Here is a 14807-nt window from a genome sequence, read left to right as displayed (position 1 = left end):
GAATTGAAAATGAAAAATGATGGAGCAATTGCGAGAATCACGTCATTGCAAGGAGCTAAGCGACGTGGTAATCTGGATAAAACTGATAAAGTTGATAAAATGAATAAATCAAAGCATTACAGTAAGATGGTATATATTGCGGATGCCTTATTACTTCCGTTGAAACATGTATTTTTAATATTATTATTTTCCATTTTTAACTCTCCATTCTCCATTCTTCATTGCCAAGACACTCTCATCATCTCCCTAAATGATGCAATTTCGCGTAGCATCACTAATTCCGTTGATGCAGTAGTGGCAAAGAACGAATATAAGTCGAGTTATTGGGAATACCGTACATATAAAGCACAAATGCTTCCTGAAATTTCTGTTGATGCAACTTTACCGTACTATTCAAAATCTTATAATTCTTACCAGAGTGAAGACGGTTCGTACACTTTTGTTAAAACTGATTATAGTATTTTAGATGCCGGTTTGTCGATCTCTCAGAATATTCCTTTTACCGGCGGCGTAATTTCAATGGAAAGCAGTTTGGAGCGCTTGCGGCAATATGGTGAAAATGGTTCAAAGGATTTTATGGCTGTGCCTTTTTCTGTAACTTTGGAACAACCATTGTCCGGTTACAATCATCTGCGGTGGCTTAGAAAAATTGAGACAATGAAATATAAAGAAGCAGAGCAAAAACTTATTGCCGACTTGGAAGATGTATCTCATATTGCAATTCAGTATTATTTTAATTTTTTGCTAGGTCAAATTAATTTGGAAATTGCAGAACAAAATCTTAAAAATTCACAGAAGATATATAGCATTGCAGAAGCAAAAAGAAAAATCGGCCAGATTTCCGAAACTGATATGCTTCAATTGAAAGTTTCACTTTTGAAAGCAGAATCTTATATGACAGACGCTAAAGCTTCTTTTGACAACAGAATGTTTCAACTCCGTTCATATCTCGGAATAAGTGAAGCTGTTATTCTTTTGCCGGTTATTCCGGATTTGTTCGCTCGGGAAATTCCACTTTTACATTATTCAGACGTTTTGGAAATGGCTCATAGCAACAACTCATTTACTCAAAACATTCAAAGACGAATGTTGGAAGCGTCGCAAAATGTTAGTCAGGCTAAATCCGACAGATGGAATGCAAGTCTGTTTCTTTCTTTTGGAATGTCTAATCAAGATGCGCTTCTTTCGGAAACCTATAATGTTGAAAACTGGCGAGATAACCAGATTATCAATCTTGGAATCAGAACGCCAATAATTGATTGGGGAAAAAGCAAGGGAAAAGTAAAAATTGCCGAAGCAAATCGCGAAGTTGTAATATCAAGAATTGAAAAAGAAAAAATCGATTTCAATCAGAATATATTTCTTATTGTTCAAAACTTCAACAATCAATCTAAACAATTGTCATTGGCAAAAGAAACGGATGAAATTGCACAGCAGCGTTATCAGACATCCATCGAAACTTTTATTTTGGGTAAAATAGATGTTTTGAATTTAAATGATGCTCAGGTTTCCAAAGACGAAGCCAAAAGAAATTATATGGAACAAATGTTCCTTTTATGGTCATATTATTATCAAATTAGAAGTTTGACTTTGTATGATTTTGTGAATAACAGCGAATTGACAATTAATTATGATGCCTTTGTGAATTGAGATAGGGGGTACTGATAAATTAATAAAACCGATTAAATTGATAAAAAATATTATCAATTTCAGACTGTCGATTGTCTATTAATTAAATATGTGAATTATTAAATTCTGTAATTCTTACAATATGAATAACTTAATTAAAAGAGAAATGAATCGGTATCAAAGTAACAAAGACTTTATCTATTTTATCGCTTTATTATTTCATCCTTTTTCCCTATATTTGTAAGCTAATTTCGAAAAAACTATGATATTGATTTGTGACGATGACGCTGCCGTAAGATCGTCTTTGAGTTTAGTCTTAAAGCGTGCGGGATATGATATTGTTGCAGTGGCAAATCCTACTGAAGCTATAGATTTCGTACGAAATAATCATCCCGATCTTATTTTGATGGATATGAATTATTCACAGGGCGTGAGTGGAGAGGAAGGTTTAACTTTATTGAAGCAAGTCAAAATCTTTGTTCCGGATGTTCCGGTTATTCTTATTACTGCGTGGGGATCCATAAGCCTTGCCGTTAGAGGAATGAAAGCCGGCGCCTTTGATTTTTTAACAAAACCTTGGAACAATATTTCATTGCTAAATACAATTCAAACGGCAATTCAACTTAATAATAAAACAGAAGAATCTTCAAAACAGGATAATTTTAATTATAATAATATTATTGGAAAATCGCCGGCGCTGTTGAAAATATTTGATGTAATAAAAAATATTTCCAAAACCAATGCTTCAGTATTAATCACCGGCGAAAGCGGAACCGGAAAAGAATTAATAGCCGAAGCTATTTATCTCAACAGCAATAGAATTAGCAAACCTTATGTAAAGGTTAATCTGGGTGGAATTTCACAATCGTTGTTTGAAAGTGAGATGTTCGGACATAAAAAAGGCGCTTTCACTGATGCACAATACGATAGAAAAGGAAGATTCGAAATTGCCGACGGCGGTACAATTTTTCTTGATGAAATAGGCGATCTCGATTTATCAAGTCAAGTTAAACTTTTAAGAGTTTTACAAGATCATAGCTTTGAAGTTCTCGGCGACAGCAAACCAAAACAAGTTGATGTCAGAGTTATCAGTGCTACAAATCAAGATCTTCCCGAAATGATTACTAAAGGTACATTCAGAGAAGATCTGTTTTACAGGATAAATTTGATAACTCTTAAAGTTCCGCCATTGAGAGAACGCACTGAAGATATTCCGGCATTGGTAGATTATTTTGTAAAAAAACAAATGTCTGTCAACAACCTTTCAAACATTGAAATATCTTCCGATGCTATAAATTTTTTACTAAAACTGCCGTTTCCCGGAAACATACGCGAGTTAAAAAACCTCGTCGAAAGAACAATTCTCGTTTCAAATAAATCTGTAATCACCGATCTTGATTTTAAGAACCAATATATCGACCTATCCGGCAATAAATTCAATTCCGATAAAAGCATCTCTCCCTTAGATGAGGTTGAAAGAGAAATGATAATCAAAGCTATGGAAAGTCATAACAATAATATTGCAAAAGTCGCCGCTGCACTGGGCTTATCGAGACAATCGCTTTATAGAAGGCTTGAGAAATATAGAATTAGTTACTAATCTGGGAATTAATAAAGCGGACAGTATAGATGAATTAGATAAAATCGATAAAGTGGGTGATTTATTGTTTGGATGGGGTAAATAATATTGAATGATATGACAAAGTATTTAAATTTTGAGGATTTGGAAATTTGGAAGGATAGTATGACTATATGTAAAGACGTATATCTTTTACTAAATAACCGCAATGATTTGGGTTTAAAAAATCAAATATGTCGATCGGCAATCTCTATACAATCAAACATTGCCGAAGGATATGAACGTAAAGGAAATAAAGAAACTATCCAATAATAAGTAATGATACTCACTTTACCCATTTTATCGACTTTATCTATTTTTACTCTATTTCATCTATTTTATCTAATTTGATACACTTTATCCATTTTTAATAATGAAATCTAAACTTCTTTTCTGGCTCCTCGCCTTCATCGTTTTCGGCAGCCTTATTGCTTTAGGAATAGTTTTTTATCAGACAAATGTAAAATTTTTTCTAATTACCGAAGGAATTACAATTCTTGCGATAGTTCTTTTTATTGTTCTGTATATTCGATTGATAAGACCGTATCAGATAATTTTGTCGGGAATAGAATTTATTAAGGAACAGGATTTTTCAACTTCGTTACGACCGATTTCAAATAGTGAAGCTAATAAGTTAATTCTGGTTTTTAATAAAATGATGGAACAGTTGCGTACAGAACGCTTGAGTGTTAGAGAGAAAAATCAGTTTCTGGATTTGCTGTTACAAGCGTCCCCGCAAGGTGTGATCATTCTTGATTTTGATGATAATGTTACAAGTATAAATCCTGCCGGACTTCAACTTTTAGACTTAGAAAGTAAAAATGATTATTTGGGCAAGCAACTCAAATATATTGATTCCGAATTATGTAAATCGCTTGCGGGTTTAAACCAAGGTGATGATGTGATTATTCGAAATTCCGGAATCTCCATGTTCCGATGTATTCGTACCGCTTTTATAGACAGGGGTTTTTATCATCCTTTTATTCTTGTTGAAGAATTAACCCGCGAGATTCTAAAAACAGAAAAAAAATCTTATGAAAACATTATCAGAATGATGGCACACGAAGTAAATAATTCTGTAGGGGCTATCGGTTCAACTTTAAATGTTATTTTAGATACAATTAATGAAGATAAGACAGATTTCTGGGATGAAATTCAGCCGGCAGTCAAAGCCTCGTCGGAAAGATGTACGCATTTGGGAAGTTTTATCAAAAATTTTTCTCAAGTAGTGAAAATTCCTTTACCTGTTACTAATCCTGTAAAAATCAACGAACTGGCTAAAACAGCACAAGCTCTTACCGAATTTGAATGTAAGAAAAAGAATATTGAACTGATTTTGAATCTCAATACGGATGATAATTTCTTGGTAAATATTGATGTTGTTCAATTTGAACAGGTTCTGGTTAATATTATTAAAAATTCCTACGAAGCAATAGAAGAAAACGGAAAAATAATCATAGAAACAAATGAATCACCGTCTTATATTGCAATAATTGATAACGGCCCCGGCATTTCCGATGATATCAAGGAAAAATTGTTTACTCCGTTTTTTACAACCAAACCAACCGGACAAGGTATAGGATTATTATTTGTGCGGGAAGTTTTATTCAATCATAATTTGAGATTTGATTTTAGAACCGAGGAAGGACTTACAAAATTTACGATATATTTTTAATTGAATATTAAGATTAAACCCTGAAGTATTAATTTAAAGTTGAGTTGAAATTTTATAGATTTATTTTCAATTTTATTTCCAATCTGTTTCTAATTCTTCCCAATCGCATACCGATACAAAAAATCTTCCATTTCGAAAATTTTACGTACCTTAGCGAAAATTTTATTTGCTTTTATGAAGGTCGAAAAGTATATTTCAAATTTGCTCTATAGTGTAGATTGTGTTGTAGTTGTAAATCTCGGTGGATTTATTCTCAATGCTAAAGACGCAATAATTAACGAAGATTTGTCGGTTTTTAAACCGCCCCGCAAGGAAGTTGCTTTTAATTCTCTTCTTTGTAATGACGATGGAGTGCTTATTTCTCACATATCCAAAAAGGAAAATATTTCTTATGAAGAAGCTAAAAAAAGAGTTGACAATTTCGTGAAATCCGTAAAAGATAAATTGGATGTTTTTGAACCGGTTTATCTTCCGAAATTAGGGCTCTTTCAAATGAATGATGATAAATCAATATCTTTCACAGCCGCTGTTGAGGTTAATTATGATGCGGATAGTTTCGGCTTATCGAATTTTATACTTCCGACTGTTAATGCAAACGCAAAAAATATTTCGAAAAAAGAAACAATCAAATTATCGCCGCGGAAAATTGTAAAATATGCTGCTTCTGTTGCGGCAATCTTTGCTCTCGGTTTTATTCTCTTTACTGCTGCCGATTATGGTTTGCAAAATCTTTATCAGGCAAGTATTATGCCTTCAAAACAAAAATTACCGGAGATAACCTCATCTAAACCGGATTCGCCTAAAGTGGAAATTACTGAGAATTTAACGGAGAATAATGTTGAAGTTGAAACAAACATTCCGCTTATTGAAGAGAAAGTCGTTGTTGAAGAAAGTAATTCGACCGGAGATGTTTTTCCGACTTCAACAGAAGAAACTAATCCTTCCGAAGAAATAATTGATAATATAACTACAGCAACTGTTAAAACGCTCAATGTAAATTCCGATTTTTTGATTATGAACACCGGTGCACCGCATCCTTTCGTAATTGTTGCTTCTTGTCCTGATTATGAATGTGCAAAAAACGCAGTACTTCGCTTTCAAAAAAGAGGTTATCCTAATGCGGCCATAATTCATAGCGGTAACAGATACAGAGTAACAATATCTTCGGAAATGACTATCGAAGAACTAGATGCAACTCTCAAAGATGCAAAGGAAAATATTATTGCGTCGGCCTGGGTTCATTACTTCTAATCATATACTATGAACAAACTTGAGAGATTTGAGGAAAATAAATCTTTTCCCAATTTGTTTCAACCGTATTTCAGCGAAATAGTCAACGGGTTTCCTTTTAAGGGAAAATGGCATTCGGATTATTTTAAGAATGACAATCCTATTGTTCTGGAACTTGGTTGTGGGAAAGGCGAATATACGGTTGGCCTCGGACAAAAATATCCTGATAAAAATTTTATAGGAATAGATCAAAAAGGTGCACGGCTGTGGCGTGGCTGTAAAACATCTTGTGATAATAAAATGAATAATATTGCTTTTATCAGAATGCAAATTGAACTTATTGAATATTGTTTTGATAAAGATGAAGTTAGTGAAATTTGGATCACTTTTCCCGAACCGCAACCGCAAAAAGCAAAAGCGAAGAAACGCTTTACATCGCCGCAGTTTAATGAAAGATATTCTAATCTTTTGAAAGAATCGGGAATTGTTCATTTAAAGACTGATAATACTGATTTTTATGACTATTCTTTGGAAGTTGTGAACAACTCTAATCATAAGCTTCTTTTCAATACTTCCGATCTTTATGCTGAATATCCCGATATTGAAGTGGCCTCTATTCAAACATTCTATGAAAAAATGTGGTTGGAGCAGGGATTGAAAATAAAATATCTTCAATATCAATTAAATCCGGAAATGTGTAAAAACAGAAAAGGCGTCATTACATTAGTTTCCGATAGAAAATATTAATATTATGATTAAAAAAGTTGCGGCATTACATGATATTTCCGGTTACGGCCGATCATCACTCACAGTAGTTATCCCCGTGCTTTCGGCGATGGAAATTTATGTTTGTCCTGTTCCTACGGCAGTTTTGTCTACCAGCACTGCTTATCCTGATCCTTATATTGTTGATATGACGGAGCATATTGTTCCGATCTTAAGTCATTGGAAAAAGATGGGATTTAAGTTCGATGCTATTTACAGCGGGTTTTTAGGTTCTTCGGAACAATGTGATATTGTGAAACAAATGTTTAATGATTTTGATCATGATGGTTTGTTAAAGATTGTTGATCCGGTTTTAGGCGATAGCGGAGAACTTTACAGTTCAATGCCGACTTTGATGGTGAACAGTATGAAGGAGCTTGTAAAGTGTGCCGATATTATAACTCCCAATCTTACAGAAGCTTGTCTTTTACTCGAAGAAGAATATCGAAACGATTTTACAAGAGAAGAAATTGAAAATTTTATTTACCGTTTATCTGATTTCGGACCGAAAATGGTTGTAATTACCGGTGTTCCGGAATTCGATGAAAAAGGAGATCAAACCAAAACACAAGTATTTGCTTATTCAAAGACTGATAATAAAATGTTGCTTTTAACTTGCGATTATATTCCTGCTGAATTTCCCGGTACGGGCGATACCTTTGCGAGTGTAGTCTGCGGTTCATTATTGCATAACAATAACTTGTTCACGGCTGTTCAACAGGCAATGAATTATGTTTATGAAAGTATAAAATTGACTTTCGAAGAAAATGCTGATCCGCGCGAGGGCGTTTATCAGGAAAAAACTATGCCTCTTCTACTGCCTTAATTTCCGGAATAACTCTTTGAACAGCTTTCTCAACGCCGTCTTTTAAAGTCATTCTGCTATAAGGACAAGAGCCGCATGCTCCCTGTAATTGTACCTTAACAACAAGATCATCGGTAAGTTCAACAAAAGCAATATCTCCGCCGTCTGCTTGAAGATAAGGCCTTAATTGTTCTATTATTTCTTTTACCTTATTTGTTAATTCTTCTTTGTTCATGATTTATATGATTTAATTTGTTTTTATTATTTTTTGATTTCCGGATTTCTTAATCCGAAATTACATTTTCAATTTAAAGGATGCTTTATTGTCGATAATATTTTATTATTTTTCAATGACATTCGTTTTGATACACACCTTAATAACTTTCAGAGAATACATGATTAAATGTTCAGGCTGCTATAAGACGAAATTATTTATTTGAATTAATCATCGAACTACCGGAGTATTGTCAATTACCGCCACATCCCTTTGCATTCGAATCAATCTTTACAGGTTCCGTAGGTTTCAAAACAGAATTCCGTACATCAACCATTTCTATCATTTTATCTGCAATGTTTGAGAAAATTTCTTGATATTGCTTGTTCTCAATATTAGCCGAAGGTTCTCCGGAATCGCCGCATTCACATATACTTTGAATTAAAGGAATTTGTCCTAATAAAGCAACATGAAACTCTTCAGCGGTTTTCTTTCCGCCTTCCTTTCCGAAGAGATAATATTTGTTCTCGGGAAGTTCGGCAGGAGTAAACCAAGACATATTTTCAACTATTCCAAGAACAGGAACTTTTATCTCCGGTTTGCGGAACATTGCTATAGCTTTCCTTGCATCCGCAACGGCAACTTGTTGAGGAGTTGTAACGATAATTGCACCTGTTACCGAAGTACTTTGCACAAGAGTAAGTTGAATATCTCCGGTTCCGGGAGGCGAGTCGATTATCAAAAAATCAAGTTCTCCCCAATCGGTGTCATTCAATAATTGAGAAAAAACGCTTGCGGCCATCGGACCGCGCCAAATCAAAGCTTGCCCCGGTTCAATATAAAATCCTATAGAAGAAATCTTAACTCCGTATTTTTCATAAGGAATAAAAATCTGTTTTTCCTCATCGCCAACAGTTTGCGGACCCGCATCGCTCAATCCGAGCATTATCGGAATAGACGGCCCGTATATGTCGGCATCGAGCAGTCCGACTTTATACCCCTTTTGTGCAAGAGCAACAGCAAGATTTACGGCAACGGTAGATTTTCCTACGCCGCCCTTACCCGAAGCAATTACTATGGTATTTTTAATCTTGTTTTTTAATTCAAAATCACTCATTTAATTAAATTTTGTTATTATTAAATTCACTTGCATCTAAAATTTCATAAAGATAATTTTCTATCCTTCTTCATTAGAAATATCGGATTCCGGAATTATTTTATTTTTGTCCGATTGTTTTTTTATCAAATATAAAATAAAAATGCTGATAAACAATGAAATAAGAGCTATGTAAACATTTGTATATTCTGATGGCGTGTTCATATCAAAAGGTTCACCATTATTGATATAATTGAAGTAATAATAATATGTTGAAATAGAGAGAGCGTTATTAACAAAATGAATTATCATCGGAATAATTATATTTCCGGAGTAATAAAATGTGTAACCTAAAATCATTCCGAGGACAACTCTCGGCAAGAAGCTATAAAACTCCATGTGTGCAGCGCTAAAAATGATTGAAGCAATGATAATAGCCAGATGATGATTACGCATATTATTAACAAGCATTTTCTGGAAAACGCCTCTGAATAAAAGCTCTTCACCTATTGCGGGAATTATGGCAATGATCAGGATATTGAAAAATAGTCCGCCAATATTATTTACGCCCAATAATTTAGTCATTATTTCTTCGCTCATTTGCTGCGAATTCTGCATCCATTTTTCAATTTTCCACATTGAATCCGGCAAGCTTAATTTGCCATTTTCAAGGATTAGCCAATCTGTAAACGGGAGCGCAGCAAAAAGTAAAATTATTGATAGAAGAATTATTTTCCATGATAATTTTATGTTGACGCCAAGAAAATCTTTGATATTTACTTTGTTGATTTTTAGAAAAATGATTGGAGGTAACATGAAAGTAAATATTTGCGAAAAACCTTGTATTATTTTCATAACATTAAGATTACTACTGTCGAAAAGAAACATAATCCCACCGCTTATCAAAGTTGCCATAAACATGGATATCAGCACTATCAACAGAAGTTGCAAACATAACATCAAAAAGTTTTTACTGCCCAAATTATTCATGTTGCAAAGGTATGGAATTTAGTTGAAAGGTTAATCTTAATTTCTCTAAATCTCTATCATTTCGAAATTATTTCATTAAGTTCTGCAGCAAAATACACTATTGAGATATTAATAAAATCAAAAATTATATTCCTATATTTTGGATAAAGAAAACACGTATCTTTGCACTTTAATATTTAATGATGAAAATTGCTGACATTGAATTACCCGGTATTCCGTTGATTCTTGCTCCTATGGAGGATGTTACAGAATTACCTTTCAGAATAATATGTAAAAGATATGGTGCTGATTTAATGTTTACCGAATTTGTTGCATCGGAGGGATTGATCAGAGATGTTGCTAAAAGCGTTGATAAACTTCGAATTGATGAAAGGGAACGTCCTGTTGGAATTCAAATCTTCGGTCATGATGTCGATTCTTTAGTCATAGCTGCTGAAAGAGCCCTAGAAGCTAATCCGGATATAATAGATTTGAATTGCGGCTGTCCTGTAAAGAAAGTTGTGAATAAAGGCGCGGGCGCCGCAATGATGAAAACTCCCGAAAAAATCGAAGAAGCTGTTAAAAGAATTGTGCAAATCAGTAATAAACCGGTTACTGTAAAAACAAGGTTGGGATGGGATGCCGGTTCCGTTAATATTGAAGAAATTGCTTTTAGAGTTCAGGATGCCGGAGCTGCTGCGCTTACAATTCACGGAAGAACACGTGCACAAATGTACACAGGAGAGGCAAACTGGAATATTATTGCAAATATAAAAGCAAATCCTAATATTCGGATTCCGATAATCGGCAACGGTGATATTATTTCCGGTGAAAGTGCAAAACAAAAGCTTGATCAAAGTAATGTCGACGGATTGATGATTGGCAGAGCGGCTGTCGGTAATCCGTGGATATTCAATCAAATTAAACATTATTTGAAAACCGGTACTGAGCTTCCGTTACCAAATATGCAGGAACGAATAGATGTGTGTAAAGAACATATAGAAATGTCTTTGGACTACAAAGGTGAGAAAAGAACGGTTTTTGAAATGCGACATCATTATGTTAAGTATTTTAAGGGAGTAGAAAACTTTAAACCGTATAAAATGAGGCTAATGCAAACTACAAATGTAGAAGAAGTATTTGAGGTTTTGGATGAGTTAAGAGAGTTTGGAAATTTAGCAATTTAGGAAATGAGAATGTTAAGATTTATTTTATACATTTCCTGCTTTAATATATTTAACTATTTCATTGTCAGTTGTTCATTATTCATTATCAATTGTTTTTTTATCTTTGCATTATGATTGAAATAAAACACAATGTTTCTTTAAGAAGTTTCAATACCTTTGGAGTTGATGCTATTGCAAAATATTTTGTTGAAGTTAACAGCCGAAAAGATTTATTACTTTTGTTCGATAATCCGATTTATAAACAGGAAAAGCATTTTATTTTAGGAAGCGGTGCGAATGTACTTTTTTCTTCGAATTTCGATGGAATTATTATTAAATCCGATATTAAGGGAATTGAGATTATTGAGGGAAATGATGAATTTGGTTTGATTAGTGTTGGTTCCGGAGTTATTTGGAATGATTTTGTAAATTTTGCCGTTGAACATTCTTTTTCCGGTGTAGAAAATTTAATTGATATACCAAGTCAATGCGGTAGTGCCGTTGTACAGAATATAGGTGCTTACGGAATGGAGGTTTGCGAAAGTGTGGAGAAAGTTTTTGCCGTTGAAATGTCTGGTGAAAATAATGAAATAATATTCGGTAATCAGGATTGTAACTTTTCTTACAGAAATTCCATCTTCAAAGAAAAAAGAAACATCGGGAAATATTATATTACGAAGATTTTATTTAAACTTAGAAAGTCTTTTATTCCGTGCTTAAACTATAAAGAACTTACGGAAAAATTTGCCGGAAAGAATGGTAGAGAGGTAATAATCAAAGATATTTGTAATGCTATTTCAGAAATAAGAAGCAATAAACTTCCTGATTATAAGACTTATGGTAATGCCGGTAGTTTTTTTAAAAATCCTGTTGTAAAATATTCAAGATACAAAGAGTTAATAGAGAAGGATTCCCTTGTGATTTATAAGGTTCAGGGAAATGATGATTTAGTAAAGCTTTCCGCTGCACAATTGATTGAATTGTCCGGGTTAAAAGGATATAGCAAAGGAAATGTTGGTGTTTCTGAAAAACATTCTCTTGTTCTTTGCAATTTGGGAGGCGCATCAGGACAAGAGATTGTTGATTTTTCCAATACGATTATTGAGGCTGTAAACAGAAAATTTGATGTTTTGCTAGAACCGGAAGTGATTATTGTTTAGAATATTACATCAAATAATGGGTGCATTCTGTTAAGAATAGTAAAAATATTATTTCATTAAAAATTATCAATAAATAATAATGATAATATATAGATTATATATAATGAAAATAAAATAGCACCTCCGGCTCTTCCTAATTTTCCATTGTCGAAAAGTTGTTTTGAAATACTTTTAGATTTATTCCTGCTCTTTAAAGTCTTAAATATTGGTATTACTAAAATAAGCAGTAAGACTGAGATTCCGAACATCCAATAATAATCGCCGACAAAACTAGACCAATCAATATTAATTGGTTTTATGAGAGAACTTAAACCTATTACAAAAAATAAATTGAATATATTTGAACCAATTATATTGCCTAAGGCTATATCGCTTTGTTTCTTAGTTGCTGCAATTACAGTTGTAACGAGTTCCGGCAAACTTGTCCCAATTGCGACTATCGTAATGCCTATAACTCTTTCGGAGACTCCTAATGATGCGGCAATGTTTGAGGCCGCACTTACCAGGAACCTGGCGCCATAAGCCAAACCGCAGCAGGAAATTGCTATAAACAATAATGATGAAGCAACGGTTATGCCTTTTGTTTCGGAAGTCTCTTGTACATTATCAATATTGATGCCGCTTCTTCTTGTGTAATTTATTTGCAATATAATGAATAATATTAGACAGAATGTTAATATTGTTCCTTCGAGCCTTGATATTTGTCCGTTAGATGCAAAAATTCCAAAAAGAATAGTTGCAATCATCATCCACCCAAAATCAATCGTCATAGCTTGCTTATTTACAGCTATCGGGTATATTAATCCGGTAAGTCCAAGTATTAAGGCAATATTTGCAATATTAGAACCAATGACGTTTCCTACTGCAATTTCCGGATTACCGGCCATTGCTGCTTGTAAACTTACCAGAAACTCCGGCGCCGAAGTTCCGAAAGCAACAATTGTCATTCCAATCACCAAAGGCGATATTCTCAAACGCGTAGCAATCCCGACACCGCCGCGAACTAATAATTCGCCACTGACGATTAAAAGAAATAAACCGAGAAGAAGCAGTAGGTAATGCAATGAATTTTATCAGTTTTATTCTTGAACCTTTATATTAAGAAAATTATAGCAATATAAAATTATCTGTTCCAAAATGGAGTTTTAACAATCTTAGCTTTGAGTAATTTATCTCTAACTTTTATGTAGATCTCGGTGCCGAGTTTTGAATATTCATCAGCAACATAACCCAAACCTATACCTACCTTCAACATTGGAGACATTGTTCCGGAAGTTACTTCGCCAATGACTTCACCTTTTTCGTTACAAATTTCATAATGTTGACGAGGAACACCTCTTTCTTCGAGAATAAAACCTTTCAAACGTTTTTTTATACCGTCTGCTTTAAGTTTTAACATTTTATCCTTGTCGATGAAATCATTATCGTCGGTAAATTTAGTAATCCAACCGAGACCTGCTTCGAGCGGACTTGTCGTATCGTCGATATCATTCCCATAAAGACAGAATCCAGATTCGAGTCTCAAAGTATCGCGGGCACCCAAACCTATCGGTTTGATACCGTATTCAGCACCAGCTTCGAAAACAGCATTCCAAAGTTTTTCAGCATGTTCATTTTTAACGTAAATCTCACAACCACCGGAACCTGTGTAACCAGTTGTAGAAAAGATAGCGTCTTTAATTCCTGCAAACTCCATAATCTTACAATGATAATATTCCATATCTTCAATGGGTTCGCCGGTTAGTTTTTGCATTGCTTTAAGAGCCAAAGGACCTTGAACCGCAAGCTGGCAATATTCATCGGAAACATTTACCAAATCTTTTCCGGGAATAATATTAAATTCGGCAGCGTGTTGAACGCACCAATTATAATCTTTATCAATATTAGATGCATTGACAACAAGGAAGAACAAGTCTTCTTTAAAACGATAAACCAGTAGGTCATCTACAATACCGCCTTTGCCGTTAGGAAAACAAGAATATTGCACTCTTCCGTCGTAAAGGTCATTAACATTATTTGTTGTAATTCTTTGAATAAATGCAGCGGCATTAGGACCTTTAACCCAAAATTCGCCCATATGCGATACGTCGAACACACCTACCGCATTACGAACCGTTTCATGTTCAATACCAATACCTTCAAATTGTACCGGCATAATAAATCCTGCAAATGGCACCATTTTGCCACCGGCTTTCTCTACCAATTCTTTAAAAGCTGTTTGTTTTAATACTTCTTCCATTTATTTTTATTTTAAATTAATTTTTTGATTAGAATTGCAAATATACGATTTTTTTGAGTTTTAATATCCGAATAGTCATCTCTGACAAAGTGAAAAATCTAATGAAATATACACATTGATTCTAACGTAATTTTATCTTTTAATAAATACATTCGCATAAGCATAATTGCAAAGCTTTCTGCTCATTTTGATAAAATAAATAATATTATTAAATCAATATAAATTTTTTGAAATATACTTT

14 protein-coding genes are annotated in these 14807 nt (G+C 33.9%); 9 read left to right on the top strand and 5 right to left on the bottom strand.

Annotated elements, in window-relative coordinates:
• The first annotated feature begins 9 nt into the window (after nucleotides 1-9).
• The 7 genes from LBP67_07250 to LBP67_07220 all read left to right on the top strand — a co-directional run bounded on the left by LBP67_07250 (nucleotide 10) and on the right by LBP67_07220 (nucleotide 7743).
• Complete coding sequence (locus tag LBP67_07250) at nucleotides 10-1650, top strand: TolC family protein (GenBank protein ID MDR2084773.1); 1641 nt, start codon at nucleotides 10-12, stop codon at nucleotides 1648-1650.
• Nucleotides 1651-1891: 241 nt separating this feature from the next.
• The gene (locus tag LBP67_07245; protein ID MDR2084772.1) at nucleotides 1892-3229 is read left to right on the top strand and encodes a sigma-54 dependent transcriptional regulator; all 1338 of its coding nucleotides are present in this window, start codon (nucleotides 1892-1894) and stop codon (nucleotides 3227-3229) included.
• A 96-nt stretch (nucleotides 3230-3325) separates the two neighbouring features.
• Nucleotides 3326-3520 (top strand): four helix bundle protein, encoded by a 195-nt coding sequence (locus LBP67_07240; GenBank protein MDR2084771.1) that lies wholly within the window; start codon nucleotides 3326-3328, stop codon nucleotides 3518-3520.
• Between the two features lie 100 nt (nucleotides 3521-3620).
• Nucleotides 3621-4922, top strand: coding sequence for a PAS domain-containing protein (locus LBP67_07235; protein ID MDR2084770.1), 1302 nt, complete (start codon nucleotides 3621-3623; stop codon nucleotides 4920-4922).
• A gap of 174 nt (nucleotides 4923-5096) precedes the next feature.
• Nucleotides 5097-6173, top strand: coding sequence for a hypothetical protein (locus LBP67_07230; GenBank protein ID MDR2084769.1), 1077 nt, complete (start codon nucleotides 5097-5099; stop codon nucleotides 6171-6173).
• Nucleotides 6174-6182: 9 nt separating this feature from the next.
• Complete coding sequence (trmB, locus tag LBP67_07225; protein MDR2084768.1) at nucleotides 6183-6899, top strand: tRNA (guanosine(46)-N7)-methyltransferase TrmB; 717 nt, start codon at nucleotides 6183-6185, stop codon at nucleotides 6897-6899.
• A 4-nt stretch (nucleotides 6900-6903) separates the two neighbouring features.
• Complete coding sequence (locus LBP67_07220) at nucleotides 6904-7743, top strand: pyridoxamine kinase (protein MDR2084767.1); 840 nt, start codon at nucleotides 6904-6906, stop codon at nucleotides 7741-7743.
• Here LBP67_07220 and LBP67_07215 read toward each other — a convergent pair.
• The 3 genes from LBP67_07215 to LBP67_07205 form a co-directional block, all read right to left on the bottom strand.
• The gene (locus LBP67_07215) at nucleotides 7721-7957 is read right to left on the bottom strand and encodes a NifU family protein (GenBank protein MDR2084766.1); all 237 of its coding nucleotides are present in this window, start codon (nucleotides 7955-7957) and stop codon (nucleotides 7721-7723) included. The genes LBP67_07220 and LBP67_07215 overlap by 23 nt on opposite strands.
• Nucleotides 7958-8189: 232 nt before the next feature.
• Nucleotides 8190-9053: an Mrp/NBP35 family ATP-binding protein gene (locus LBP67_07210; protein ID MDR2084765.1), complete on the bottom strand. Its 864-nt coding sequence runs from the start codon at nucleotides 9051-9053 to the stop codon at nucleotides 8190-8192.
• A gap of 60 nt (nucleotides 9054-9113) precedes the next feature.
• Nucleotides 9114-10022 carry a CPBP family intramembrane metalloprotease gene (locus tag LBP67_07205; protein MDR2084764.1) on the bottom strand — a complete coding sequence of 303 codons (909 nt, stop codon included), beginning with the start codon at nucleotides 10020-10022 and terminating at the stop codon, nucleotides 9114-9116.
• Nucleotides 10023-10204: 182 nt separating this feature from the next.
• Here LBP67_07205 and dusB point away from each other — a divergent pair, with 182 nt between their 5' ends.
• Together dusB and murB are read left to right on the top strand one after the other, a co-directional pair.
• Entirely contained in the window at nucleotides 10205-11188 is a 984-nt protein-coding gene (gene dusB / locus LBP67_07200) for a tRNA dihydrouridine synthase DusB (protein ID MDR2084763.1), read from the top strand.
• A gap of 110 nt (nucleotides 11189-11298) precedes the next feature.
• Nucleotides 11299-12327 carry a UDP-N-acetylmuramate dehydrogenase gene (murB, locus tag LBP67_07195; protein ID MDR2084762.1) on the top strand — a complete coding sequence of 343 codons (1029 nt, stop codon included), beginning with the start codon at nucleotides 11299-11301 and terminating at the stop codon, nucleotides 12325-12327.
• 56 nt (nucleotides 12328-12383) lie between these two features.
• Here the strand turns inward: murB and LBP67_07190 are convergent, their stop codons facing one another.
• Together LBP67_07190 and gcvT are read right to left on the bottom strand one after the other, a co-directional pair.
• A complete protein-coding gene (locus LBP67_07190) occupies nucleotides 12384-13391 on the bottom strand; it encodes a calcium/sodium antiporter (GenBank protein ID MDR2084761.1) in 1008 nt (335 codons plus the stop codon).
• A 59-nt stretch (nucleotides 13392-13450) separates the two neighbouring features.
• Nucleotides 13451-14566, bottom strand: a complete 1116-nt coding sequence (gene gcvT / locus LBP67_07185) for a glycine cleavage system aminomethyltransferase GcvT (protein MDR2084760.1) — start codon at nucleotides 14564-14566, stop codon at nucleotides 13451-13453.
• Between the last annotated feature and the right edge of the window lie 241 nt (nucleotides 14567-14807).

This window comes from Bacteroidales bacterium, assembly GCA_031276035.1.
GTDB lineage: Bacteria > Bacteroidota > Bacteroidia > Bacteroidales > BM520 > RGIG7150.
Note: the sequence above shows the minus strand (reverse complement) of the source record. Positions and strands in the feature narration are given on the sequence as shown.